Origin of the sequence: Salinisphaera sp. G21_0 (assembly GCF_017744115.1) — a bacterium.
Lineage (GTDB): Bacteria > Pseudomonadota > Gammaproteobacteria > Pseudomonadales > Endozoicomonadaceae > Endozoicomonas.
The window spans coordinates 1-25681 of record NZ_JAGHQW010000040.1 but is presented as its reverse complement, the minus strand read 5'-3'; the positions used below and the strand labels follow the sequence as shown (position 1 = coordinate 25681).

Here is a 25681-nt window from a genome sequence, read left to right as displayed (position 1 = left end):
AGATAACGCTTACTTCATCTGGCAAGAAATGGCTAACCATAAGGAATCGAATATTTTTGGTGTATGCCGACGTCAGGCACAGTGGGAACCAATATATTGTGCTGAGGTCTAACAAGCCGCGATGATTCGCATAAGCACTGCTGCTCTATGCCAGCAGCTTAAAATAAATACAAATCAGAGTTAGTTATGGATACGTCTATCAGAAATCTACCAGCCGTTGCGCAACGCCCACAACAGTCGGGGCCTCAGGAACCTCCTGGCACCACAGAATTTTCAGGGCGTAGTGTCTACGTCGGTGCCGGCTCCTCAAATATACCCTCACCGCCGCCTACTCATTCGTTGCTCGACCCACCAGGCCCCGATTACTCATGCCTTCCTCCCGCTTGTACTTCGATTGCCAATAACCCGGGGACAGGTTTGGTTTCCGGCGATGACCTCCCTGCAACCTTTAAGCGATGTTTACTCAGGCTGAATGAGGCCTACGATACCAACTTTTCAGAACTGGCTGATACATTAAGCGATTTCGTACCAATGTCGTCATTAAAGGCCCCATTCTGGAAAATATTCCATGAAGTTATCGACCCACCGTTTCTGGAAAGCAACAGTAGTCAAAAAATCCGGGAACTGGGTCAAAAAATACGCCAGCTATACATTGATGAACACGATGTTCTTGCTACTAAACATGCATATCCCAGAATCAGTGAACTGACCATCGTGCTGTGCATGCACTTCCTCGAACAAAAGTTCATCCTCGAACATCCGGAGCCAATCCAGCAAAGCTCTGTCGATGTCACCAGGTCGGATGAAGCTTCAACAGACTGTCAACATTTACTGCCTGCATGGGTCAGAAAGACCTTTTTCGAAAAGTTATTATCTGGTATTGATAAATCCGGCAGGGCAACCGCTGGAATAAGAGTTAAAACATTTATAAAAGATAACCAGTCAGGTTTAGAGAAGGATATGAGCCTTCAGCAGCCTGCCACTGGCCATCTGAAGTTTTCCGGACTGCGTTACGACGATATTCCCGGCGCTACTGTTGCGAAATTATATCATTCCAAACTTAGTGACCATTCTCGTGATTTCTCTATTGATCTGCGCGGTTTAATAGAGGCATTAGGTCAAACGCAAAGCCGATGCTGGCCCGCTTCTACCAGTGACCCTCTGGAGAATGCCATGAAGAGAGTTGCCAATAAAACACACAAATCAAGACTTAAACCGGAAAATTTCTTCAATAACAAGCTGGAGCCCTTCAGGGATCGGAATGCACGAACTCTGCTGGAATTAATAAAATACTTTCAAAACCGGGTTACCAGGCAGCATCGCAATGGGCCAACCCGTGAAGCCCCTGAAATGGGTGAAAAATATAATGTTGCTCATCAAGCCCTTCAGGAATCATCCGCTGGCATCGGGCAGAGAAGCAGGACCATGAAAGAAAGCCTCAGAATATTCCTGACAAACTGCTGTGAGAATAATAAGAGGGTAAAACGAAGGCTAGAAAGTTTTTTTGACAAAACGTGACGCCATTATATTAGCCCGGATCTGGTACATGGTCAGAAAGAACCTTGAGCACCACTACCAGGAGACTGTTTTCGGGCAGTCTCCTTGCTCATGGTTCTTTACCCGATAGTCGGCACTGACTATGCTTGCAGCTTTGTGCCTGATATTGAAACAGAAAGCCGTGTCCAATCATCCACCAAACCATCCGAATCACACCATAACTGCTGACATCCAGTGGGAAAATGGCCTGCCAGTCTCCACCCGGTTTAATGATGTCTACTTTTCCCGGGCCTCGGGTATTGCCGAAACACGCCATGTGTTCCTGGAACATAATCATCTCCCCGGGCGGTTTCGTCAACTGGTACCCGGTACAACGTTCACCATTGGCGAAACCGGCTTTGGCACTGGTCTGAACTTCCTCTGTGCCTGGCAGCTCTTTCTGGAAAAGGCCCCTGATAACACGTCTCTGGTCTTTATCAGCACGGAGAAGTATCCACTCCAGCAGGATGACCTGCAAAAAGCACTCAATATGTTTGAGGAGCTGACACCTCTGGCCAACAGAATGATCAGCGCCTATCAATTGAGTGAGGAAAATATCGACCTGCAGTTTTCAGACCGCGCATCAGGCAAACACATCCGTCTTCATATTTTGATTGGTGACGTGCTGGACACATTGCCTCATATCAACGAGAAGGTTGATGCCTGGTTTCTTGATGGCTTTGCCCCGGCCAAAAATCCTGATATGTGGCAGCCCAAACTGTTCCAGACCCTGAAAGCCAAAAGCCATGAGCAATCAACCTATGCCACCTTCACTGCGGCCAGACTGGTTCGCGACGGGCTGACGGAGGCAGGCTTCTCAGTGACCAAACAACCGGGCTTTGGCCGCAAGCGGGATATGATTGCCGGCCGCTTTGTCTCCCCGGGTCTACCTTTGAGCAAACCCTGGTTTGCGCCCGCTTACCACAGGAATCCTGAAAAAACAGCCATCGTCGTCGGTGGCGGCCTGGCGGGCTGCAGCACAGCATGGGCGCTGGCGCGTCGGGGATGGCAGGTCACCATTCTGGAACAACACCAGACCCTGGCCAGCGAAGCATCGGGTAATCCACAGGGTGTTCTCTATGCCAAACTCTCTGCCGACAACACGCCGCTCAGCCAGTTCATCCTTAAAGGTTATCAATTCACCCTGGATACACTAAAAGCACTGGAGGTTGAACAGTGGCAGCAGTGCGGTGTTATCCAGTTAGCCATTGATGCCAAAACGGATCAACGATACCAGGCCCTGGATAAACAACATCCGAATGCTCTGCTTCAATACCTGACGGAAGCACAACTGAGCGATATCGCCGGATTGGGCATTCACTATCCCGGCCTCTACTTTCCACAGGCAGGCTGGGTGCACCCACCCGCACTTTGCCAGGCTTTGGCCGATCACCCAAACATTCGGGTGGTGACCAGCACGGCGATGAATACTATCGAACCCGTTGAGCAGGGCTGGCTGGTGAAAACCGATGGCGACAGGTTGCACAGTAAAACCGTGATCATTGCCCGGGGAGCGGCCAGTCATCAGTTGTCACAGTTGAACTACCTGCCTCTTAAAGCCATCCGTGGCCAGATTACTCAGGCCCGGGCAACCACCGAAAGTGAGAAGCTGGCCTCCTGTGTCTGCGGAGAAGGCTATATAGCCCCTGCTGTCGATGGCTATCACACCCTGGGCGCAACGTTCAGTTTTAACGACAAAGGTACAGAAGTTCGAGAAGCCGACCACCAGGAAAACCTGGCCATGCAGGCCGGGTATTTCCCTGCCATGTACCAGGCTCTCGGTGGAACTGATGCACAAGTGACCGGTGGGCGAACAGGATTCCGCTGCACAACACCGGATTATCTGCCCGTAGTCGGTCCAATCGTTGACCTTAAGCACTTTGTTGCCGCTTATGCTCCCCTCAGAAAAAACAGCAAGTTGACCATTGACGTCTGTCCTGAATATCTGGACGGCCTTTACGTAACCGCTGGACACGGCTCCAGGGGAATAATCTCCTGCCCTGTTGCCGGTGAGATTCTGGCCACCATGATCATCGGTGAGGCCGATAGTACTGTCGGTCTATCAATGCCTGCAAAACTGCTGGAAGCCATTCACCCCTCCCGCTTCCTGATCAGGGATCTGATCAGAAATAAAATATAGGAGGCTTATGCCGAGAGTTATACCAAAAGCGAGACTGCCGTCTATCCACGACAAACAATCTAAGTAAATATCGCAAAAAAACAGGTAGCAATACGCAAGGAGGAATCAACAACGGCTGTCTATCTTATATGGCATGGATTAGGTAACACATGGTTACCGGTTCATGAAGCTCCTGTTTCAATCCATTCAGCAAACTGCGTCCGGGCAGCCTGATCTTTCTCTTGGTTGCCCGTTTTTTTGTCTGGGTGAAAATCTTTAGTGGCTACTTGCCAAGACAAACACCCGTACCTTTCAGGCCACAGTAACCGCCGGAATTCCTGGCCAGATATTGCTGATGGTATTCTTCTGCGTAGTAAAACGGAGGAGCCTCACGAATTTCTGTTGTAATATCCGGATATCCCTGCTGTTGCAAAGACGTTGAGAATTCACTCCTTGAGCTTTCAGCCAATCCGGCCTGTTCATCCGTGGTGGTATAAATGGCTGAACGATACTGTGTTCCCACGTCGTTACCCTGCCTCATTCCCTGGGTTGGGTCATGGGATTCCCAGAAACATGTTAATAAAGCCTGTGTCGTTACCTTTTCAGGATCGTAAACCACCATCACCATTTCTGTATGCCCGGTTGCTCCGGTGCAGACTTCTTCATAAGTAGGATTGGGTGTGTAACCACCTGCATAGCCAACCGCCGTTGTATAAACACCGGGCAGTTGCCAGAATAGTCGCTCTGCTCCCCAGAAACAGCCAAGCCCCAGATAGATGGTCTGCAAGCCATCGGGAAATGGCGGCCTCAATGGCTGTCCATTGACATAATGCCGGGCCGGGACCGGCATCGCATCCTCCCTGCCCGGCAGGGCTTTTTCTTCAGTTGGAAGTTGCTGTTTATCGGGGTCTTTACCAAAGAATGTCATGATTATGTCCTCCCTGGCAGGGATCATAACATACCGCAGGGTCTGTTGAATTTACTGATCCCCAAGCGTTAACAAAGCAGGGTCAAGCCGCTTATCAAACCAGTTATAGCGCCAGTCAAGATGGGCACCGGTAACCCGGCCAGTGGCACCCACTTCACCGATAGTCTGCCCTCGTTTGATAGCCGCCCCACTTTTCACAGAGACTTTGCTGAGATGGAGAAAGCTGGAAAAAATACCGTGGCCATGGTCAATAATGATGGTGCCGCCGGAATAGTAGAGGTCCGGATCCACCAGTCGCACAACCCCATCAGCCGGTGCCACTACCGGTGTGCCAGTGGGTACGGCGATATCCAGGCCGTAGTGTGGCCGCCCCGGTTGACCGTTATACACGCGCTGGCTGCCATAGACACCACTGATGCGGCCTTTTACCGGCCAGTCAAAGCCGTTAAAAAAATCCTCCTGATCCGTATCAGGTACTCTGGCTGCACGCACCTCTTCAGCTTCTCTGCGGATACGGGATAGCACCCGCTCATCCGGTGATACATATTTTCTGGCAATCCCGGTCAACCGCTGAATATCATATTTCCGTGGCTTCAGGATTAAATGAAACGTCTTCAGTTCGCCACTGGCAAAGTGCTCTGTATAGGACTGCTTCAGTTCTGCATCACGGCCAAAACCAAGAATAAAGCGCCCATCTTTCGCTACTCTGACGTCCTGGTTGTCATAAACAATCCGACTCCCCGGTGCCGCCTGACCAACCAGAATACCTCCGGGTGTCAGCTGGCTCTGCAGGCCGTCCGCACTGACCATCAGAGAAAACACCAGAAGAAAAAAACCTGTAGCGAGATGCATTTAAACGTTCTCCTTTTATCATCCTGTCTGGTAATCATTATCGACATTATGATTTTTAACGAAATTGGTTCATAACAAAACAGCCTTAAATGGCAATAACTTATTTTTAGAGAAATAAGATATAAATATCAATAGTTTATACACCCCCCCCACCATTACTAAAACAAGAATCAGCAGTATTGTCAGTAATACTAAACACAGTGTTATGAACTTTTGGCTCAGCTCGTTGTAAATTACTCCCATAACTTGAACAAAACGCCCAATACATCGGATTGTATTTAAGAAACTACGGATAATGGAGAGTATCTATGTGTAGACCTACTACTGCTACTACTGGCAATCAACAAAAGATCCCCTTTCTTACTGAATTCCAAACCGACATGATCGACGGAGGGCGCTTCGGGCACAGGAAGACCACAAAGCGATCAACGACTACTCAAGTTATCCAGGATAGCAACCCAAGCGCTGACTTGTCGGCAAAGCCAAGTTTAAAAGACCGGCTGGTTTATCCATTCAAGGCGGTCAGAAACCGAATCTTAACGGCCATGATGTTCGGTGGCTCCGCAGGCATGTTTATGGGCATGGGTGCCGGTGCGGCAGTTGGCGCTACGGCAGGATTTACTGTGGCTCTGATTCCTCAGATATTAGACTTGCTGACTTTTTCTTTTAACCCCTATATTGTTGCCGCTGGTGCCTATGTTGGCAAAGAGGCAGGCATCCGTACCGGTGCCGTTCTCGGGCTTGGCATTGGCGCAGTTGCCACTCTGGCATCTGCTGCCATAGCTCTTGCTCTCAGCGTGGTTCACCTGCCAAGGGACATCTACCATGCGGCAACCCTGGATGCCCCCCGCCTGGATGCACCACTGCCGGAGAAGCCATGGCTCACACAGCAACTCAGTCAGGAATTGTCCAAATTTAATGAATAAAAGCCTCAGGACATCATTTTGGATTTAATCATTTCGGGAACTGAAGGTTCTTCAATCACGGTACTTTTATAAGCTTCAGCCGCCATTGGGCGGCTTATTTTCTGAAAGTCCCGGTTTAATTGCTCGGCAAACGCCTTAACCCGCATCCAGTCGGTAAACTCGGTATTCTGAGTGACGTCAATAGGCCCCCCGGTCAGTTTCATAATCAAGCGGATCATCTGTTTATCAATCCAGCGATATCGGGTATACAGCAAAGCACCGGCAAACACTTCCACCCGGTCGGGAGTCCATGAAATCTGTTTCAGGAATTTCTGCAGGTAACGGTTGTTATGAGGGTCCCGTCGTTCAGGCTTGCGGGCGGTCAGATTGACGGAAAAAAAGTAACCCGGAATGGTTGCCAGCTGGTCACTGTATTGCCTGATAAACTGGTAACACGCTTTATGGTGTTTGCCATAACGAATCGAACAACCAAGGATAACACCATCACAAGACTGAAGTGAGAAGCCGTCGTTCAGATCAGTAATAGAGCTGACAAACGTCTCATGACCAGCCTGGGCCAGGCAGTGGCCGATTCTTTCGGTAATTTTTTGGGTCTGGCCTTCACACCCCTGGTGCAACAACGCTATACGGGACATATCTAAATACGTGAGTAATTATAAAACCAATATTTGCGTAGATAATAACCAACTTATAAGTCGGTAGTGTTAACTCAGATCAACAAAGCGGTGAATAGAAGCTGTTCAGGTGGTTTCTTCCCGGGAGCTGTTTAATAACTTCGACATTTCAATAAGCGCTGCCCGCCACCCGCTGCCCGAAAAGACAGGCAGCTTTTGCTTTTGCGGGCTCTGCATGAGTATTAGCCCTTATACAGTTTTGGATTCAACACATCCCTGAGCCAGTCACCCAGAAGATTGAGCACCAACACCAGAACCACCAGCACAATCCCGGGAATAACCGTGATCCACCAGCTGCCAGAGAAGATATACTCAAAACCACTGGAGATCAGAGCCCCCAGGGAAGGCTGGGATACCGGCATACCAAGACCCAGGAACGACAACGCGGCCTCACTGATAATCGCATTGGCAATCTGCACCGTTGAGATCACCAGAATAGGCGACAGTGAGTTTGGCAGGATATGTCGAAACATAATGCGCCCGGCACCAAAACCCATAACCCTGGCCGCCTCTACATACTCCTTCTTCTTTTCTGCCAATACCGATGCCCGAACCGTACGGGCATATTGAGGCCACTCGGCAATACCAATCACCAGTATCAGCATTAACATGGCCAGCTTACTGTAGAGTTCCGAACCAAAAGAGGCTTGGAAAACCGCCAGCACGATAATCGCCACCATCATGGTAGAGAACGACAGCTGAATATCTGCAACCCGCATCAGAAAGCTATCGATTCGGCCACCAAAGTAACCGGCGGTCAGGCCCAGAACGACACCCAGGAAAGCCTGCAACAAAACAGCAAACAGACCGATAGCCAATGAGATGCGCATACCATAGAGAATGGTACTGAACAGATCACGCCCCTGGTCGTCGGTGCCCAGCAGAAAACGTTCATCCCCCTCTGCGGCCCACACCGGGGGAATTTCCGAATCCATAATATCAATGGTTGAGAGATCGTAGGGATTGGTGGGTGCCAGGATCGGAGCCAGCAGCGCAGCCCCCACAAACAGTGCGAAAATCAGGGCGCAGACCATGGCCACCTTGTCACGGGTGAAGCTGTACCAGAAGGTAGAGTTCCTGAAACGCTCCCAGCGCCCCGGTGCCCTATTAGCCGCAGCAGTTTCCTGATCGACCGGCGCGTTCGATATCATTTCACTCATTGGGCGCTCCTCGCCAGTCTGACGGTGGGGTTAATCAGGCCATACAGCAGATCCACCAGCGTATTCACGACCACAAAAATGGCACCTACAACAATCAGGTAAGCCACAATCAGCGGCGTATCCACCCGGTTGACCGCTTCCAGAAACAGAAAGCCCATGCCCGGCCACTGGAAGACAGTCTCCGTAAGAATGGTATAAGCGACCATGGTTCCTATCTGCACACCGCCAACAGTAATGACCGGCAGCATGGTGTTCTTCAGGGCATGGAGGAAGTAGATACGTGCCTTTTTCAAACCTTTCGCTTTGGCAAACTTGACGTACTCGGTATGCAACACTTCTGACATTTCAGAGCGAATCAGTCGGATAAACAGTGGCAGCATAATACTGGCCAGCGAGATGGCAGGCAGAATCAGATGCAACAGGCCATCTTGAGTAAACAGGCCGCTCTCCCAGCCACCGATAACCGGCACCAGCTCACCACGGCCATAAGATGGCAGCCAGCCCAGCTCAATAGAGAACAGGTAAATACTGAAAATAGCGGTCAGAAAGACAGGGACAGAAATACCGAGAATACTGAACCCGAGAATTAACCGGGTAAACCAGCTATGGGGCCGAATGGCACAATACACACCAGCGGGAATAGACACCAGAATAATGATCAAACTCGCGGCAAACACCAGCTCAAGGGTGGCTGGCATTTTGGCCAATATCACGTCCAACGCTGGCGCTTTGAAAAAATAAGAATTCCCCAGGTCGCCCTGTAACGCGTTGCCCATAAATCTTGTGTATTGAGTGAGGAACGGGTCGTTTAGCCCCATCTCGTCACGCAACTTTTCACGTTCGGCTTCTGACACCGATTGCCCTACCAGCTCCCGGAGGGGATCCCCAAGATTGTCCTGTATGGAAAAGCTGATAATGCTGATAACAAACATCACTATCAGCCCCTGCATAAGCCTGCGCATTAAAAATAACAGCATAAATATCCCTGGATGCCTGACAAAAGCAATAGCGAAGCATTTTCATTCCCCGGTCCGAACTCGTTTCCCGAGGGTGTTAAAAGAAGGGAACCACAAAGGCACAAAGACACAAAGTTTTTTCCGGGCTTGCCTGAGCTTCGCTCAGCAAGCAAAAAAGGCTTCCTTTGTGCCTTCGTGTCTTTGTGGTTCAAGGCTTTTAGACCACGAGTATCCGGGCTAAACCGTTTACTCCTTGATCACCAGGTCGCCCAGGTAAGGGAAGTTCATCACGTTAACAACGTCTTTGGCGGCTACGTTCTTGCTGGCACCCCAGGCAAGGTTCTGCCAGTGCAGGGGAACAAAGGCTGCTTCCTCATAGAGGGTACGCTCAACGTCCTGCAGAATCTGCGCCCGTACGTTTGGATCGGTTTCAGAGCCAGCTTTCTTAACCAGCGCGTCTACCGCCTCATTGCAGTAATTACCGGAGTTATACTGTCCCCAGCCGGAAACCGAATCGGCACAGGCCGTAAGGTACTCGGTAAAGTTGGCGGAATCCTCCGTATCGGAGTGCCAGCCAATCATCATCATATCCGCAGAACGTTCATCAAACTCAGGCCAGTACTGCGCTTTTGGCAGGGTTTTCAGATCCACTTTAATGTTGATTTTTGACAGCATGGAAGCCACCGCCTGAGCGATCCTGGCATCGTTCACATAGCGGTTATTAGGAGCCATCATGGTGATGGCGAAGCCATCTTCATAACCGGCGTCTTTCATCAGCTGCCTGGCTTTTTTCAGGTCATAACGTGGCTGCAGATCATCAACATAACCGGCATAGCCTTTTGGCCCCTGCTGACCGGCAGGTGTCGCAAAGCCTTTCATGATTTTCTTAACAATGCCGTCGTTGTTGATGGCATAGTTAATGGCCTGGCGAACACGTTTGTCTTTGAACGCGGGAACACGCTCCTGATTCAACTGGAAACTGATGATACGGGTACCACCGAGGGTCACCAGGTCCGTATTGCCAGACCGCTTGATACGCTCATGATCGTTAGGCGGCACAGGAAAGATAAAGTCCACGTCACCGGACAGCAGAGCAGCTACACGGGTTGGGCCTTCTTTAATAGGTGTAAGCACAATCTCGTCCACATTCCCCGGCGATTGCTTATCCCAGTAACCCTCAAACCGCTGGAAATCGACACGCACGCCCTGCTGACGCTCGGTCACAATAAAAGGCCCGGTACCAGAAGCATTTTTAGAGGCATAGGTATCGCCGTGCTTCTTCAGCAAAGACTTCTCCTGACCTGCACTATCCAGACCTGCATAGAACTTGCTGTCCATCGGGAAGATGTAGGTGGCAGAGTTAAGGACCAGGGGGAACGCCTCTTTGGTCACCAGATCAAAGGTATAGTCATCAATGACCTTCACTGCGGCAAAAGGCTCGAACACCGCTTTGAAGTCCGGGCTGCTGGCCAGTCGCTGAAAAGTCCATTGAACGTCGGCAGACGTCAGCGCATTACCGCTGTGGAATTTAACGCCTTTACGAAGGGTAAAGCGCATGGTCCGGTCATCAATACGCTGCCACTTCTCCGCCAGACGAGGCTCAAACTGAAGGTTGTCATCCCAGCGAACCAGTGGATCAAACACCAGGTGAGACAACTGCAGCGTTGCACCAGACAGCTGCTCATGCGGGTCCAGAGATACCGGATCCGAGTCGTATGCCATTTTTAAAGTAGCGGCCTGGGCCCCTAACGCCAATGATGCTGCCAGGATCGCTCCGGCAAGCTTTTTCATAGTTTTTTTCATCGCTCCCCCATTACAGGTGTTTCACTTTTTAAAATTATTCAAGAACTATACCTAAGAATGCGCAGCAACTCTGGCTTCAATATCCAACCCACTACGGGACAGATTCTCAACCCTTGGCATCATATTGATCAGATGCCGGGTGTACTCATGGTGAGGATCTCTGAAAATCCGGTCGGTATCCCCCACCTCAACCAGTGTACCCATCTTCATCACACCGATGCGGTCACACATCTGCAAAATAACCGGCAGATCGTGGCTGATAAACAGCATGGTCAGACCAAGCTCTTCCTGAAGGTCTTTTAACAGGTTGAGAATCTGAGCCTGTACCGAGACATCCAAAGCCGAGGTCGGCTCGTCACAGATCAGGAATCTCGGGCGGGTTGCCAGCGCCCTGGCAATGGAGATGCGCTGACGCTGTCCACCGGAAAACTCATGGGGATACTTGACCCCGGCCGCACGCCCAAGGCCAACGTGATCCAGCAGATCCGCCACGATACGATTGATCTGACGTTCAGATTCGGCCAGTTGATGAAAACGAATGGGCTCGGCAATGATGTCCTGCACCGTCATCCGGGCATTCATGCTGGAATAGGGATTTTGAAACACCATCTGAATCTGACGGCGAAATGGCTTACGCTGCTTTTCAGTCAGCCGGGTAATATCCTGACCGGCAAACTCAATCAATCCGGAGTCTGGTGGATAAAGACCGGCAATAATCCGGGCAATCGTCGACTTACCGGAACCGGACTCCCCCACCAGACCAAAGGTTTCACCGGCGCGCACCTCAAAAGACACCTGGTTGGATGCCTGAACGTAACGGCGATTTTTTGCAAAGAACGCAGACTGGGTTTCAAAACGAAGGTTAACGTCTTTCACTGTCAGCAGGGCACGGTCGCTAATCTCTGCATTCAAATCAGAAAGCTGCTCTTTCTGCCCCAGCCAGTGATTCTTCACATCAATATGACGCCCCTGCTCTTTTTCGATGTACTCGACCCTGGGAAAGCGGTGCAGTTTAATATCGGTTCTGGGCACGGCACTGATCAGGCTCTGGGTATAAGGGTGTTCCGGGCGGCATAAAATCTGCTCTGTAGAACCCAGTTCCACCAGGTCACCCATATACATAACAGCGACACGATCCGTCACATTGGCAATAACCCCCATATCGTGGGTTACCAGCAGGCAGCCAACGTCCCGCTCTTTACAGAGCTTGCGGATCAATTCGAGAATCTGATTCTGAATAGAGACATCGAGTGCCGTGGTGGGTTCATCGGCAATAATCAGCTCAGGATCGCCGGACAGAGCAATGGCAATAACAACACGCTGTCGCATACCACCGGAAAACTGGTGAGGGTATTGCTTGATACGCACTTCCGGCTCTGAAATGCCCACCGAGGTCAGCAGTTCAATTGACTTATTATAGGCCGCTGCTTTATCAAGCCCCAGATTGACCATGATGGTTTCCACCATCTGGGTTTCAATGGTCAGAAGTGGGTTAAGAGACGTCATTGGGTCCTGAAAAATAAACCCGATACGACGACCACGGATCCGGCGAATGGCTTCGCCACTGAGACCGCTGATGGCCTGGCCATCCAGCTTAATATTGCCACCAGCCACCACACCGGGAGGACTCAGCAAGTCAATGACCGCATTGCCAACGGTGGATTTACCGGCACCGGACTCACCGACAAGGCCCAGTATCTCACCCTTTTCGAGGGTAAATGAAACCCCTTTAACAGCTACAGCAGTACCATGACGAGATGGAAACTCAATGCGCAGCCCTTCTACTTCCAGTAAGGACATGCTTCCCCCTTGTAATGCTCAGTCCTGAACTTCAGAAGGTGAACCTCAGCTTCTGAAACTCGCAAGCCATGATGCAAATACGCTGTCGTATATGGCATAACAATGGTGCCCCCACAGAGGGCAGCGCAGCTTGACTTACGACAGATACAGACGATACGTGACACAGCTTATACCCCATAACAGCCGTCACAAATTGAATAGAAGTTCAGGCCGGACTCATGGATGACATGAGTGCATGGAGGTTATGTTATTAATGCGTTATTAACACCAGAGTGCATCGACAAATACATGAAATCATGCCGGCTCATTTCGGAAAATAACTATACCGTCAGGACAGAAAAATAAAAAGCCCTGATTCGAAATCGCTTACGAATCAGGGCTTTATTCATGAAAACTGAAGATTTTTTATGCGACAGGAATTGCGACAGGCTTGAACCAGTTGCGACAGAGCTGCAAATAGATTCCGTATGGCCGCCCCATGATCAGCATGGCTCCTATCTGCCCTGCACAGGCAACCAGCAACTGCTCCAAATTGACACCCGTCGACAATAACAGCAAGGCATACAGCGGAATCTGAAACGACAGAAACGCCAGGGCATCCAGCAGCGTCATTTGCATAAAGCCATTGCCGATAAACCGGCCACGACGAATCAGCCAGTCACGGTACAGTCCATAAGCTCGTGCCGTTAACAGGTTAACGGGAACACTCATCAGACGGGATTGCAGTGACTGTTCAAAACTCAGCCCTGCCAGCAGTTCAACACTCATGCCAACCACAATACCAAAGGTAATCATGGCAAAAGTATCCGCCAACATATCCCGATTAAAAACCATCTCCCTCGCTCCTGAAACAAATAGCCCTGATCGGGCAGAAAAAGCGCAAAAAAATCCCTGCACCGATTCTGTAAAGGAAGAACCGGTCAATTCATTTGAAATTAAATAGAATCCGTCAGTCTGTTCAGGAGAAGGTTCTGAAGCCCCTTCCATAAGTAAAAACTGAGATCTGACGGGATAACTGATAAGCAGAAAACCGAACTGAAACAGCAGTATTCAGACGTTGAAAAATATAGCTAGATAAGGCAAAAAACAATAGCTAATAAATCCATATTTAGATAATTTGCAGAATATAATTTCAACATATCTCTTTTAAACAGGAATAGTCGCCAACAACAAAAAACCTGATAACAAATGATCTACTCTTGAAATCATTTGTCAGGAGACAAGACCGTGACACGTGTCAATTCACTGTCCGCCAGACATCATTATTATTGAGAATGGATAAAAAGGCCTTTCCTATGCAAGAACAAATGATTCATTCACTCAAAGAAGTGAGAGAAAAGCAGCCGCTGGTTCACAACATCACCAATGATGTGGTCACCAACATCACAGCCAATGCCCTGCTGGCCATTGGTGCATCGCCGATCATGGCCCATGCCATTGAAGAAGTCGCAGATATGGTGAGCATTACCAGCAGCCTGGTGATCAATACAGGAACGCTGACCGGCTCCGGTCTGCAAAGCATGCTTCTGGCCACAGAAACGGCATTACAACTTGAAAAGCCCTGGATTCTCGACCCGGTCGGTGCCGGGGCAACACCCTTCCGGCTGACAGCCAATAAACAGTTGCTGGCCAACAAGCCATCCGTCGTACGGGGCAACGCCTCCGAGATCAAAGCCCTGTTTACCGGTGCCAATGAGGGGAAAGGCGTCGACAGCAGCAGTAGCAGTGAGTCTACCCTGGAATTTATCCAGGAAAAGGCCCGTGAACATCACCTGATTATCGCGGTAACCGGTGCTACCGATTATGTGACCGATGGCTACGACGTCAACAAAATCAATAATGGCCACCCTATGATGGCCAGAGTAACCGGCACCGGTTGTACGGCAACTGCCATCATCGGTGCTTTTCTTGCGATCTGCGATACACCACTGATTGCCGCCGTATCGGGCCTTACCTGCCTTGGCATTGCCGGCGAACTGGCCAGTATGGATTGCCCCGGCCCCGGTTCTCTGCAACTGCGCATACTGGATGAGCTGTACCTGCTGGACCGGGCCACCATTGAGAAATTTGAAAAAGTGAGCAATATGAGAAGGAGCTGTCATTGAGTCTGCTGCCATCTATTAGACTTCCTCTGCCCGGTATTAACCTGCGGGAGAGACTCAAAAAACCAGGTATTGAGTTACTTGGCCTGCCGGTCAGGCTGCTGCCATCAGCCATGGTGAACAAACCGCTGACCAAAGCCATCAACCACATCTTCCATACGCCGGTAGAAGAAGGCGATTTTGATTTTCTGGAAAGTCGCTGCCTGAAAATCCATATTACTGATATCGACATCAGCTTCTTTATCAGTTTCGATGGCAGTCAGCTGACCGCTACCGGCCCACGACACTTTGATGTTGAATTCCGGGGAGACAGCAAAGCCTTCCTGAAACTGGCCAGCCGACAGGAAGACCCGGATACCCTGTTCTTTCAACGCAGCCTGATGATTGAGGGTGACACTGAGCTGGGGCTTGGAGTAAAAAACCTGCTGGATAGCCTGGAGCTGGAACAGCTGCCCATTCCTGTCCAGCAACTGGCCCGGCTGGGGCAGCAATTGCAGAAAAAAATGCCTTCAGGATTTGTCACAGGATAACTTCATCACTCAGTCTGGGAAAAGGTCGCCACCCTCAGGGATGAAAAATCGTTGAGCAAAATATTTTTCTCGGCAAAATTTGTCAATATAACTAACCATAAGGTCAATGACAGGTGTTACACAGCCAGCTAACCTGAACAGCATTGTGACCATCCGAAACGGCGATGATAGCCACTTTAAACCAAACGGAAGATGCCAATGCTTGACCGAATGATGCCAGAGCTTGACAAAATACTGATTGAGAGCATGATTGCACAACTCAAGAGCAACCTTGATTCGGGAGAATATCAGTGCCACAACAACGGCGGGCGACCCTACCTGACCAACTCCCGGGGTTCAGTTCTTTGCATTTACAATGGCGAGTTCAGTGATGAGCTAGACCAGATCCAACCCTACATAAGCAAGGCTCAGGACTTTTATGACCTGCTTCCGCCGGACATTAAAGCGCTTGCCCAAAGAAAGATCACGGCATCAAACCCTCACACAGCCGGAGCATCACTCCAGACAAAGTGTTCCGTGGAAACCAACCCGGATGCCACCCGGCTAACGGAAACACAGTGCCAGATATTGAAAACAATATTTGACTTACAAACAGGCGTTTATTTTAATCAGGCTTACCGGGCGATCACCTCAATTGATGGGCTCCACTGCTACCGTCCCGACAACCTCAATGGCGGCTGGACAACTTCCCCGAATATCACACCGCTGGCAAACTTTGCGGCCATTGAGCAACAGTATACGCAATGGGTCGAGCGCTCGGATGCGCACCACGCAAGCGCGATGCAATCACCATCGCAGAACTCAGCAACCGGCATAACCCAGACAACCTGCCATACGCCTTTGCCTATCCAGGATCGGGAATATAACGTAAAAAGTATTGCCGCCGTTATTGACTATGTGACTCCGGGATACCACCCATTAGTGATGTTTAATGTTGACCAGACCCTGGTGACCCTTGACTTTGTTCATGGGCAATTAAAACGGGTTGCTGTTGAAAACGATATTGAACGGACCCTGCAACGCATCAGACAAAAAGCACCTGACGCGCATATTGTAGTGTTGACCCGGGCCACAGCAACAGCAGCCAGAGAAAAGCTGCAAAAAGCCAATATCGATGAGCGCCTGTTTGACAGTATCGAAAGCGTTGCCGACAAACAGGGCACAGAAGGCTCGGTGATGGAGCAATACATCGAGAAAATGCCCGAGCGCCCGGCACAGGTTTGTTTCGCTGGTAACAAGGTCGAAATGCTAGCTAATGTGGAATTCACCTGTAAGAATTTGCAAATCCATTACAATACTTTCCACTACACAGGAGCAGAAGAGATAGCACAAAGAGCCATTGAATATGCTCGGAATATGCCATGGACTGAAGTTAGTGTGCAATATAACAGGGCCTGAGTGAGACATAGTATAAAAAAATTGTCTTAATAAAGTTTTTTTAAAAGATAAACGATATTTAGATTCGGTGGTTCCTGGACTAACTTAAAGTTCAGTTATTCTATTCTTTGTTATTAATTGGATATCCGTCGTTTTTTTATAATTTATCTGACGTTTATTTTCTGGTTTGATTCAACACCCTTCAAGGCATCTAAAACCATCTTCAGGCGCTTAACGTCGTTCAAGGTATATGTGATGAGTCGTTCAGTAGTTATATTAAGAAAGAAAGCTCTGGTTCTGGGTATCAGCTCTGTGCTGGCCGGGTGGAGTGGCAGTGGTGGTTTGTATGCTGAGGAGTTGGATGTTGCCCCTTCTGTTGATGTTAAACCAGCGGCTCCTGCTGTAATGTCTCAGAGCAATGGTGGAGGTGGAGACTCGAGCGATTCGACAAAACCTGCTTACTGGCCGCCCGAAAAACAAGCAATCATTATAGGTCAAAATCCTGTGAAAGCTATTAATGGGATTGACATAAAAGAACCAGGAGAAAACATTTCATTAGAAGGCGGCAATCTGGAAATTCCGACAGGTGTTACCATCAAAGTAACCGGAACAGGCGATGGCGCAAGCATTGTCGGACAGTCTGGTACTAATACCCTGACTCTGACTGAAACCGGTCAGGTTAGCGTTGCGAAAGACGCTACTGGCGTTCAGCTTGCTGCCGGATCATTAACTATTGATGGAACAGGATCTATCACGGCAGCCAAAGGTGCAACCGATACAGTTGGAGTATCTATTATCGAAGGCAATTTGAAAAATTCCAGCCTGATAAGTGGAACAAAAGCAGCTATTGCAATTGCTCCGACTGAGGGTAAAACCGCAACTGTTACTTTTAATAAGGATTCTGTTGTCACTGGCTTAACCAGCGCACCAGCAATAATTGCATCAACTGCAAAAGGTTCTGTCACCCTAAACATTGATGGCGGTAAGTTTACCGGGGATATTCAAGGTGGAGACGCCACCAATGACGCAATAAACCTGACCGCCACAACGGGTGAAGGGATTAAGGGTAATATCAGTGCCTTTGAAACCATCGCTATCAAAGGCACCGACTGGACAGTCCAGGGTTGGGCTTCCGGGACAACCTCATTGAGTACCGATAAGGCAATTAGCGATCTTTACATCAACAGCGAAGTGCCGACAACACCAGTTGGCACCGCTGAAGCCAAAAACACCTTGCGGGCAGCACCTGCTTCTGTTGGCCTTGCTGTCACCACTACGGGTGATGGCGCAATCACCAATCTGCATATATCGGGTTCGCCAAAGCTGACAGCAGAAGCAGCCCTTAATATGTAGCCAATATTGAGGTCAATAACCCAGGCTGGACTCTTGGTGCACCTCTGAATGGTGTTCAGACCATTACTGCCAATAGCCTTGCAAGCAAATCAGGTCATGTTATCAAAAATATTGAATTATCAGCTTCTGGAGCAACAGCTCCAACTGAAGTAGACAGTCTCCATATTAACACAACAGCGCCTTCTAAAGACGGCCCCTCCCCTATTAAGATCACTGGCAAAGCATCAGGATTGATAGATAGTTTAACAATAAACGCAGGTGTGCAGGCCGGTGCAATCACTAACGTTGGTACTATTGATATTAAAGGCGCTGCCACCCTTGGACCAATTACCGACGCCAGTAGCATCATTGCCAGCAGTCTGGCACTCAAAGAGGTTCAGGTTGGTAAAGATTTAACTGATGTTCCGGCCAATAATCTAAGTCTGGTTCTGAATACCCCCTCCCAATCGGTAAAGATTACCGCCAGCAGCCTCGAAACTCTGAAGTTAGCCAAAGGGGGTAAATTGATCATCGATAAAAGCATGACGGTAACGAAACTCGATCAGGATGGTGAAATTAAGTTGGATTCAGGTGCTACAGTCACACCTCCGTTTGTCACTGCAGATAACATTGTCATTGGAAACAATGCCACACTGGTTTTTGACAGCGCAAGTTCCAAAGAGGGTCAGGTATTGATGACAGCCACTGCAAAAGACATTAATCAACCTGTCGCTGTCGTTGGCACTAAGCCCGGGCAATACGACCACTATCACGCAATCCTGAATCCAAAGGATAAGAAAAAGATGATTCTGGCCATCCAGCCTATGAAAGACCACATTTGTAAGCTGGCGTTCACAGGCGGTGCCCCAGCTTCTGCGGTCCGGGCTGTGGACATAGCCGTTGCACCAAAAAAAGTACCAGCTGCCGACGCCCAGTCGCGCGCCACAGTTGACGATCCGCTCAATGCTTTTGTGGTCCAACGGGCAACCTCCCCAGCCACTGCCGCCAACCTGGCCAAACAGCTCACACCTAATGATACCGGCAGCAACATTACCGCCGCCCGCGATGCACAACAGATGTCCAGTAAAGCCATTGATACCCGCAATACCAACCGCCGCACCGGCATGAACAGTGGCGATATGATGGAGTCCGGTGGTGTCTGGATTCAATATGCCTACAACGACGCCAAACAGGATGAGAAAGACGGCGTGTTTGGCTACAAGGACAAAACCAATGGCTTTACCCCGGGGGCAGACTGGGAGCTGGACCCAATGTTTGATGCCGGGTTGGCTTACACATATGCCAAGTCGGATATCAGCGGTGAAGGTGCCGGGTCCGGCAGCACCATGGACAGCAAGAACCATATCTTCACCCTGTACGGCTCTTATGACCAGGATGATATGTTTATGGATGGCATGATCAGCTATGCCTCCGGGGATAACAAAGGCCACCGTAACGTCAGCGGCAACCGGGTACAATCCAGCTACGACAGCAAGAGCTGGGGTATCGGCCTGAGCGGCGGCATGACCCTGCCCAGCAATGAAGAGTGGAGCTGGCAACCCCTGGTGGCCTTTAATTACTACCGCATCACCACCGACGACTACCGCGAGTCTGCCCCGTTGAACTACCTCGCCTTTGATCAGGTGAAAAACGACGATTACACCATTATAGAACTGGGCGTGGGTGTGCGACTGATGGGCGATATCCAGAGTGATGATCTGGCCTTCCGCCCGGCCTTCAAACTGATGGTATTGCACGACTTTAAAGACGATCCGGTCACCATGACCGCTCACTATGCCGCCGGTGGCAACAGCTTTGTGGTGCACGGTGCCAAACGTGACACCACCCGCTACCAGTTTGCCGCCTCTGTGGATATGGATCTTCACGATAATATGACGCTGTCTTTTAACTACAGCCATGACTGGATGGATAACTTCAAGTCCGATGGGTTTATCGCCCGGCTGCGGTATGACTTTTAGCGGGAGGAGTAGTATTTAAGGTTAACTGTTATGTGTGCTTAGTGCTTACAGAGTGTGTACAGAGTTGCCTCCCTTTTCGGGAGGCTTTTTTTGGACAATAAATATCCATCCTTTGGATAGATAAGATTCAAGCCGCCAGCGCTAAAGGGAATCCGACACACAATAAGGGCATTTGGGAGCCCGAACAAAGCCCTCTTCAATAGTCCTGGCAATATCAGCAGGAGAGTTTTTCTCTGAGAGGGCATTGATAAGCGCATTTTTGGATTGACTGCTCAGGTACTTTTCTCAGTGGGTGACGGGCACAACCCGCGTATAGATATAAAGCAGTGGCCGTTCAGGAGTTCCGTTTTTACGGATCACTTCTCCGGTTAGCTGATGGCATGCCTGCAAATGCCGGTGGAACAGATCAAGACGTCCACGGTCTACATAGCCGAGTTTCTGGCCATTCAGTTCTATCCGGATAGCCCTGTCATCAAAGGTGTTTGATGGCTCTGGTATAAAGCTGACGCTGGCCTCCAGGGGGATATCGTCAACGGCTACCTCAGACTCATGCCGAAAACCGGCCACTTCAACGATAAACTCAAATGCCCCGTCAGCGTTGTCAAACGGGTGGATCAGCTCGAAGCCGTCATCAGGTAGCCGGGCTCCTGAATACCCCAGTAAGGCAAAGTCACTGATTTGAGCCTCCGGGTTTAAGCCTCTAAGCTCCAGGTAACGGGAGAAATCGCTGCGGGTTCGAGGCGGCAGTCGACGGATAAAGGCATCAAGCACCTGATTATCGTACTGACTTACTCCCTCCTGAATCTGAAAGGCAGGATAACCGGTAAAACCATCTGCTACTGCCTGCTGAAAATCTTTACTGTCGGAAAAATACCGGAGAGTCACCTTTTCACCCTTGCGTATCAGCTCGCCCACCACAAAGCGAGAGCGGTTTTTGCTTGCCAGTGCCTGCCATGAGAGAAGTATTCGATCCGGCTCGACTAAGTGTTCAATATGCCTCATTTTCAATCATCCTTATGCCACTTCATCTGATGTCTACCCCGGTTGATATAGGCGAGCAGCATATTATTGTCACGCACGCATTGATTGAACTTTTTCGGGAAGAGCTCATGGCCAAGACTGGTGCCATTATCAAAGAAGGGCGAAAGTCGGGCAGTGCCTTCGTTGCCATTCCAGATGACTTTCCAGTGGCCCTTTTGAGTGTAAAAGGGAGGGGATTGCGACAGCCAGGAAGCAAGGTAGAAAAGCTGGGGTCAGAAAAGCTGGGGGCTTTCTTTTTGAACACATTCAAGATTCAAGACCTGTCTCCGTTTTGCCTGGGGAATAAAAGATTCAAGAGCCTGGCCTTCCTTAAGGTTGCGATTACTTAACGTACGCTCTACATTAATAGACGTACATACTTCAAGGATTTTGTTTTATGCCTACGCAACAAGAACCAGAACAGAGCAACCAGGTGGTAACCCTGACTCAGCTTCGCAAGAATATCTATCAGCTTGTTGATGAAGTGATCGCCAGTGGTAAGCCATTAACCATTGAACGGGGGGGAACTCTGTTAAAACTGGATGTTGTCACCAGAGCTTCATCAAAACTTGGAAATCTTAAGGTCCGCAACACCCTGCTGCCTGATGGTCCTGATACAGCAGATGGTCTTGAGGAAGCGATCACCCACCAGTGGGAGCCAGATAATGGTTTTGATTGATACGCATATTGCGGTCTTTCTGCACAGTGGTGATTTGAGCAAGATTTCTCCACTGGCTCAGGAGCAACTTGAATATCATGATATTGTTTTGCCTGAACTGGCAAGGCTGGAGCTTCAGTATTTGCATGAGATTGGCCGGATTACCTTCACGCCTGCTGAAATAGTTGCTGACTTGTATGGTGATGTGGGCATGGTTTGTTCAAAAACGCCTACCGCAGGACTGGTTCAATCGGCTATCGGTATTCACTGGACCCGGGACGCTTTTGACCGGCTGATTGCAGCTGATGCCATTTTTTGTGATTGCCCGTTGATTACCCGTGATCAGCGTATCATTGAGCATTTACCTCAGGCGTTAAGTGCCCGCTGCTGAGTAAATTGTGAAATACTCCCACCACTAAACCGCTAAGGCGGTTATAGTAGGGGCTTACTGGAAAGCTGGAGAAAGCTGGGGTCATATATGGTCCGCCCCGCGATGCAAGGAAAAGTTTTCACAACGAAGCTGGGGTCAGGTCTTTCTTCGAAGCTGGGGTCAAAGCTGGCAAAGCTGGGGTCACAAAGCTGGGGTCAGGTCTTTCTTCTTGACGTCAGAAAGCTGGGGTCAAAGCTGGGGTCAGGTCTTTCTTCTTGACGCAAAACCAAGGAGCCCACGGCAAAAACATGATCACATATTGATCAATCCAAGCACATTCATCATATAATGTTCATCCCAACCACATTTGTGTCACTTGTTCTTGATACCTGCCTTTACTGATGTATCCAGCTTAAGAAGATTGAGAGTTACCTGTCTTGCAACCGCAAGATTTTCCGCTGCATAGCCCTCACGTGACCCCGCTGTGTCAGGATAGTTGTCCTGCTTACTGATTAACCAATAAAAGTTAGACAGTGGGCGATGGACGCTTAATATGCCTCATTACTCAGAGGAACGTAAATCAGCTGTTTTGAAGAAACTGTTACCTCCAAACAACCGCTCAGTGCCAGATGTTGCCAGAGAGGAAGGTATCAGCGAACAAACACTGTATAATTGGCGAAAGACTCTACGGGATAAAGGATTGCCTGTGCCTGGAAACGAACAAAAATCAGAACAATGGTCTGCTGAAAGTAAGTTTGCAGTGGTGGTTGAGACCGCCGTTTTATCAGAAGCTGAGCTGAGCGAATATTGCCGTAAAAATGGCCTCTACCCTCAACAAGTCAAGGAGTGGAGACAGGCTTGTATTTCCGGAGCTGCTCAGGCTGACCAGCGTAAAGACCAGGAAAATAAACAGTCAAAGCAAGAACGTAAACGTATTCAGAGCCTTGAAAAAGAGCTTCGCCGTAAAGACAAGGCGTTGGCAGAAGCCGCAGCCCTGTTGGTACTTTCAAAAAAGCTCGATGCCTTCTACGGGGTAGACAACGAGGACTGCTGACCTCTGTTGATGAGCGCCGACAATTACTGTCATGGTTTGACGAAGCTGTAGTAAATGGCGCTTCCCGCTGGAAGGCTGCTGAACAACTGGAAATCGCTCTGAAGACACTCAATCGCTGGCGTGATAATAACGGCATGGTATTGGTAGACAAACGCCCGGAAGCATCGCGACCAGCGCCTTCGAATAAACTGACTGAGGAGGAGGAACAGCGAATCCTGGCTATCAGCAATGAAAAAGAATATGCGAGCCTGCCGCCATCGCAGATTGTACCGGCACTTGCGGACAAGGGTGAGTATGTCGCCTCAGAATCCAGCTTTTACCGAGTTCTGAAAAAGCATGGTCAGCTGCACCATCGTGGGCGCAGTAAAAAGCGTTCGAAAAGCAAGAAGCCCACAACGCATATTGCCACTGGGCCCAACCAGGTCTGGTGTTGGGACATCAGCTACGTTCCTTCAAGAGTGCGTGGTCAGTTCTGGTATCTCTACCTGATACTGGACGTATACAGTCGTAAGTTTGTTGGTTGGGAAATTCATAGCCAGGAGTCTGGGGAACTGGCCAGCGAGCTGATTAACCGAACAGTTTTGGCCGAAAGATGCATTAAAACACCGGTAGTATTGCACTCAGACAATGGAGCACCAATGACCTCCAGTACCTTCAAAGCCAAGCTGGATGAGTTGGGGATTATACCCTCTCACAGTCGGCCACGAGTGAGTAATGATAACGCATTTGCTGAATCGATATTTAAAACGGTGAAGTATTGTCCGGAATGGCCATCGCAGGGCTTTTTGACGTTGGATGAAGGCCGCCAGTGGATGCTGAAGTTTGAGCGGTTTTATAACCACAAACACCGTCATAGCTCGATTCGCTTTGTTACGCCAGCACAGCGTCATGAGCAAAGAGACGCGGCAATCCTGAAACACAGAAAACAGGTGTATACCAAAGCGCGAGAAGCTAACCCATCGCGCTGGTCAGGTGATATCCGGAACTGGGAGCCTGTTGGAGCTGTTGCTCTGAATCCGGAGCGGCTGTGTGAGGTCAATAAACACGGAAAACAGGCCGCCTAAAATTCAGTTATCGGGACAACTATCTTGAAAAACTCCGTGACCTGCAACGATCTTCATCAAAAGCAACATCAAGAACCCAGTGCAACTGGTTCTCTATTAACCAGTGCTTTCTTGTAGCCTCAAGTACCTCTTCAGCAGACAGCTTACGACTTGATATGAAGTAACGGATTAATGTGTTTCCTTTGGCTTTTTTCTGGCTGTCCAACTGGACGGCAGCTATCGTTTTGGCTTTCCAGCCAGCTGCGTTGGAAGCTTCAGCAATATTGTTGATAACCCAGCATCTACGATGTTCCATGCGGCCATGCGATTTACCTTCCTGTTCGGCAAACTCAAGGCTGGGAGCGTCTTCCGGATTGTCTTGCCAAAGCTGTTCAAAGGCTCGAGCCAGTTCACCATAGAGTTTTTTCTGGTTGCCTTTCACAGCCAACAAGTCAGGGCTTACGCATCAGTTAACACTATCAAAATAGGTTAACGCAGTTAAAATGACCGCATAAGGATTATTTTTCAGGATTATTAATCAAAATAGTCATTATTTTAAACGTCTATTGACGTATATATGCGTTTTTTTGACATGCGATTGGTGATTGGTTTGCCTATACGTCACAGATGCCAAGGTCTACCGATTTTTAGCCGTTGGTGCGTAAGCCCTGCCAACAAGTAGTCTGCTTCTTTTTTTAGAATTGCAGTGGCAATTTTCTTCTGGCAACCCATTGCATCAATGGTGACCAGGCTGCTAGCCAGTTCAAGGAGTTTGAGCAGGGCGGGAATGGCGGTAATTTCATTAGACTTGGCATCCACCTTATATTGCCCCAGAGACAGTCCTGCTTCGGTGCACCAGGCATTGACCATGTGAATGGCATCTTTGCCCTTGTTCCATGCTGAACCTTTAATGGTCTTTCCATCTATAGCGACGATTCTGCTGTCGGAAAGTTCTAGGCCTGCAAGAACATCCCGTATCCACTGGATAAAGATCTGGCGAAACTCATCTGGATCAATAGCAGCAAAGACTCAATTAAATGTAATGGCAACGGGGATTCCACCGGGTAAAGTCAGATATTTTCGGAACCATTTTTCTTTGGTTGTAGCGAACAGTCTAATAGCGTTCCAGTCATCGGCTCCACATAGAATGGCGCAAACAGCGATGAACATAATCTCTGCCAGAATATGTGTTGTTTTCTTGGGATCACGAGGGTCGGTGAGGGTGCTGAATTTAGAGAACAGGGATTTTGCAGACATAGATAATCAGGAAAAAGGAGGTATTTTGCACTTTTTTAGCCTGCTTGTCTGTTCAAAAAATGCTCATGTTTTTGCCGTGCAGTACGGTTAAACCACTTCAATTCGAAAAGGTTCAACATTTCTTATTTGACCATGATCTTTCTGGCTTTACTTCATCATCATTTTTAAAGACAGTTTTTCCTGTTTTGGATGGTTAAGTAGCTAA

General features: G+C 49.2%; 24 protein-coding genes. 12 read left to right on the top strand and 12 right to left on the bottom strand.

All coding sequences use genetic code 11. The features are described 5' to 3' along the window. Positions 1-186: 186 nt before the first annotated feature. A complete protein-coding gene (locus J7439_RS17615) occupies positions 187-1518 on the top strand; it encodes a hypothetical protein (protein ID WP_209203266.1) in 1332 nt (443 codons plus the stop codon). A gap of 121 nt (positions 1519-1639) precedes the next feature. Further along, positions 1640-3676, top strand: coding sequence for a bifunctional tRNA (5-methylaminomethyl-2-thiouridine)(34)-methyltransferase MnmC2/FAD-dependent 5-carboxymethylaminomethyl-2-thiouridine(34) oxidoreductase MnmC1 (mnmC, locus tag J7439_RS17610; protein WP_209203265.1), 2037 nt, complete (start codon positions 1640-1642; stop codon positions 3674-3676). A 262-nt stretch (positions 3677-3938) separates the two neighbouring features. On the opposite strand, the gene msrA is transcribed toward mnmC, so the two are convergent. Then, entirely contained in the window at positions 3939-4583 is a 645-nt protein-coding gene (gene msrA, locus J7439_RS17605) for a peptide-methionine (S)-S-oxide reductase MsrA (RefSeq protein WP_209203264.1), read from the bottom strand. 51 nt (positions 4584-4634) lie between these two features. After that, the gene (locus J7439_RS17600; protein WP_209203263.1) at positions 4635-5435 is read right to left on the bottom strand and encodes a M23 family metallopeptidase; all 801 of its coding nucleotides are present in this window, start codon (positions 5433-5435) and stop codon (positions 4635-4637) included. Between the two features lie 308 nt (positions 5436-5743). On the opposite strand from J7439_RS17600, the gene J7439_RS17595 reads away from it, so the two are divergent. Further along, a complete protein-coding gene (locus J7439_RS17595) occupies positions 5744-6361 on the top strand; it encodes a hypothetical protein (RefSeq protein ID WP_209203262.1) in 618 nt (205 codons plus the stop codon). 5 nt (positions 6362-6366) lie between these two features. Here J7439_RS17595 and hemG read toward each other — a convergent pair whose 3' ends face one another. From hemG to alaE, 6 genes are all read right to left on the bottom strand, one after another. Then, positions 6367-6996, bottom strand: coding sequence for a menaquinone-dependent protoporphyrinogen IX dehydrogenase (gene hemG / locus J7439_RS17590; protein WP_209203261.1), 630 nt, complete (start codon positions 6994-6996; stop codon positions 6367-6369). 221 nt (positions 6997-7217) lie between these two features. Next, positions 7218-8195: an ABC transporter permease gene (locus J7439_RS17585; RefSeq protein ID WP_209203260.1), complete on the bottom strand. Its 978-nt coding sequence runs from the start codon at positions 8193-8195 to the stop codon at positions 7218-7220. Further along, complete coding sequence (locus tag J7439_RS17580) at positions 8192-9172, bottom strand: ABC transporter permease (RefSeq protein ID WP_209203259.1); 981 nt, start codon at positions 9170-9172, stop codon at positions 8192-8194. Before J7439_RS17580 ends, J7439_RS17585 begins: the two co-directional genes overlap by 4 nt. Positions 9173-9397: 225 nt before the next feature. After that, positions 9398-10954: an ABC transporter substrate-binding protein gene (locus J7439_RS17575; RefSeq protein WP_209203258.1), complete on the bottom strand. Its 1557-nt coding sequence runs from the start codon at positions 10952-10954 to the stop codon at positions 9398-9400. Positions 10955-11005: 51 nt separating this feature from the next. After that, positions 11006-12754, bottom strand: a complete 1749-nt coding sequence (locus J7439_RS17570; RefSeq protein WP_209203257.1) for a dipeptide ABC transporter ATP-binding protein — start codon at positions 12752-12754, stop codon at positions 11006-11008. 405 nt (positions 12755-13159) lie between these two features. Further along, entirely contained in the window at positions 13160-13588 is a 429-nt protein-coding gene (alaE, locus tag J7439_RS17565; RefSeq protein ID WP_209203256.1) for an L-alanine exporter AlaE, read from the bottom strand. 461 nt (positions 13589-14049) lie between these two features. On the opposite strand from alaE, the gene thiM reads away from it, so the two are divergent. The 5 genes from thiM (at position 14050) to J7439_RS17540 (ending at position 20074) form a co-directional block, all read left to right on the top strand. Next, positions 14050-14859, top strand: coding sequence for a hydroxyethylthiazole kinase (gene thiM, locus J7439_RS17560; protein WP_209203255.1), 810 nt, complete (start codon positions 14050-14052; stop codon positions 14857-14859). After that, positions 14856-15386 carry a ubiquinone anaerobic biosynthesis accessory factor UbiT gene (ubiT, locus tag J7439_RS17555; RefSeq protein WP_209203254.1) on the top strand — a complete coding sequence of 177 codons (531 nt, stop codon included), beginning with the start codon at positions 14856-14858 and terminating at the stop codon, positions 15384-15386. The genes thiM and ubiT overlap by 4 nt, the downstream gene beginning before the upstream one ends. Before the next feature lie 198 nt (positions 15387-15584). Further along, positions 15585-16784, top strand: coding sequence for a hypothetical protein (locus J7439_RS17550; protein ID WP_209203253.1), 1200 nt, complete (start codon positions 15585-15587; stop codon positions 16782-16784). 117 nt (positions 16785-16901) lie between these two features. Beyond that, the gene (locus tag J7439_RS17545; RefSeq protein ID WP_209203252.1) at positions 16902-18116 is read left to right on the top strand and encodes a hypothetical protein; all 1215 of its coding nucleotides are present in this window, start codon (positions 16902-16904) and stop codon (positions 18114-18116) included. Between the two features lie 230 nt (positions 18117-18346). Continuing rightward, positions 18347-20074: an autotransporter outer membrane beta-barrel domain-containing protein gene (locus tag J7439_RS17540; RefSeq protein WP_209203251.1), complete on the top strand. Its 1728-nt coding sequence runs from the start codon at positions 18347-18349 to the stop codon at positions 20072-20074. A gap of 285 nt (positions 20075-20359) precedes the next feature. Here J7439_RS17540 and J7439_RS17535 read toward each other — a convergent pair whose 3' ends face one another. Then, positions 20360-21076 (bottom strand): hypothetical protein, encoded by a 717-nt coding sequence (locus J7439_RS17535; RefSeq protein ID WP_209203250.1) that lies wholly within the window; start codon positions 21074-21076, stop codon positions 20360-20362. A gap of 29 nt (positions 21077-21105) precedes the next feature. On the opposite strand from J7439_RS17535, the gene J7439_RS17530 reads away from it, so the two are divergent. The 4 genes from J7439_RS17530 (at position 21106) to J7439_RS17515 (ending at position 24240) form a co-directional block, all read left to right on the top strand. After that, complete coding sequence (locus tag J7439_RS17530; protein ID WP_209203249.1) at positions 21106-21444, top strand: hypothetical protein; 339 nt, start codon at positions 21106-21108, stop codon at positions 21442-21444. Between the two features lie 47 nt (positions 21445-21491). Further along, positions 21492-21773, top strand: coding sequence for a type II toxin-antitoxin system Phd/YefM family antitoxin (locus J7439_RS17525; RefSeq protein WP_209203248.1), 282 nt, complete (start codon positions 21492-21494; stop codon positions 21771-21773). After that, complete coding sequence (locus tag J7439_RS17520; RefSeq protein ID WP_209203247.1) at positions 21760-22143, top strand: type II toxin-antitoxin system VapC family toxin; 384 nt, start codon at positions 21760-21762, stop codon at positions 22141-22143. The genes J7439_RS17525 and J7439_RS17520 overlap by 14 nt, the downstream gene beginning before the upstream one ends. 532 nt (positions 22144-22675) lie before the next feature. Then, positions 22676-24240 (top strand): IS3 family transposase gene (locus tag J7439_RS17515; protein ID WP_209203246.1). Its coding sequence is split into 2 segments (ribosomal slippage): positions 22676-23129 and positions 23129-24240, totalling 1566 coding nucleotides; the frame shifts between segments, so codons are not numbered across the junction. 19 nt (positions 24241-24259) lie between these two features. Here the strand turns inward: J7439_RS17515 and J7439_RS17510 are convergent. The 3 genes from J7439_RS17510 to J7439_RS17500 form a co-directional block, all read right to left on the bottom strand. Next, on the bottom strand, positions 24260-24661 hold the full coding sequence (locus J7439_RS17510) for an ISAs1 family transposase (RefSeq protein ID WP_209203245.1): 402 nt from the start codon (positions 24659-24661) through the stop codon (positions 24260-24262). A 179-nt stretch (positions 24662-24840) separates the two neighbouring features. Continuing rightward, positions 24841-25236, bottom strand: a complete 396-nt coding sequence (locus tag J7439_RS17505; RefSeq protein WP_209203295.1) for an ISAs1 family transposase — start codon at positions 25234-25236, stop codon at positions 24841-24843. 12 nt (positions 25237-25248) lie between these two features. Beyond that, positions 25249-25476: a transposase family protein gene (locus J7439_RS17500; protein ID WP_209203244.1), complete on the bottom strand. Its 228-nt coding sequence runs from the start codon at positions 25474-25476 to the stop codon at positions 25249-25251. Positions 25477-25681: the final 205 nt, after the last annotated feature.

Bases quoted from the DNA above. Each gene is read 5' to 3' on its own strand.
- J7439_RS17615 (WP_209203266.1), top strand. From the start codon at position 187: ATGGATACGTCTATCAGAAATCTACCAGCCGTTGCGCAACGCCCACAA.
- mnmC (WP_209203265.1), top strand. From the start codon at position 1,640: ATGCTTGCAGCTTTGTGCCTGATATTGAAACAGAAAGCCGTGTCCAAT.
- msrA (WP_209203264.1), bottom strand. From the start codon at position 4,583: ATGACATTCTTTGGTAAAGACCCCGATAAACAGCAACTTCCAACTGAA.
- J7439_RS17600 (WP_209203263.1), bottom strand. From the start codon at position 5,435: ATGCATCTCGCTACAGGTTTTTTTCTTCTGGTGTTTTCTCTGATGGTC.
- J7439_RS17595 (WP_209203262.1), top strand. From the start codon at position 5,744: ATGTGTAGACCTACTACTGCTACTACTGGCAATCAACAAAAGATCCCC.
- hemG (WP_209203261.1), bottom strand. From the start codon at position 6,996: ATGTCCCGTATAGCGTTGTTGCACCAGGGGTGTGAAGGCCAGACCCAA.
- J7439_RS17585 (WP_209203260.1), bottom strand. From the start codon at position 8,195: ATGAGTGAAATGATATCGAACGCGCCGGTCGATCAGGAAACTGCTGCG.
- J7439_RS17580 (WP_209203259.1), bottom strand. From the start codon at position 9,172: ATGCTGTTATTTTTAATGCGCAGGCTTATGCAGGGGCTGATAGTGATG.
- J7439_RS17575 (WP_209203258.1), bottom strand. From the start codon at position 10,954: ATGAAAAAAACTATGAAAAAGCTTGCCGGAGCGATCCTGGCAGCATCA.
- J7439_RS17570 (WP_209203257.1), bottom strand. From the start codon at position 12,754: ATGTCCTTACTGGAAGTAGAAGGGCTGCGCATTGAGTTTCCATCTCGT.
- alaE (WP_209203256.1), bottom strand. From the start codon at position 13,588: ATGGTTTTTAATCGGGATATGTTGGCGGATACTTTTGCCATGATTACC.
- thiM (WP_209203255.1), top strand. From the start codon at position 14,050: ATGCAAGAACAAATGATTCATTCACTCAAAGAAGTGAGAGAAAAGCAG.
- J7439_RS17550 (WP_209203253.1), top strand. From the start codon at position 15,585: ATGCTTGACCGAATGATGCCAGAGCTTGACAAAATACTGATTGAGAGC.
- J7439_RS17535 (WP_209203250.1), bottom strand. From the start codon at position 21,076: ATGAGGCATATTGAACACTTAGTCGAGCCGGATCGAATACTTCTCTCA.
- J7439_RS17530 (WP_209203249.1), top strand. From the start codon at position 21,106: ATGTCTACCCCGGTTGATATAGGCGAGCAGCATATTATTGTCACGCAC.
- J7439_RS17525 (WP_209203248.1), top strand. From the start codon at position 21,492: ATGCCTACGCAACAAGAACCAGAACAGAGCAACCAGGTGGTAACCCTG.
- J7439_RS17520 (WP_209203247.1), top strand. From the start codon at position 21,760: ATGGTTTTGATTGATACGCATATTGCGGTCTTTCTGCACAGTGGTGAT.
- J7439_RS17500 (WP_209203244.1), bottom strand. From the start codon at position 25,476: ATGTCTGCAAAATCCCTGTTCTCTAAATTCAGCACCCTCACCGACCCT.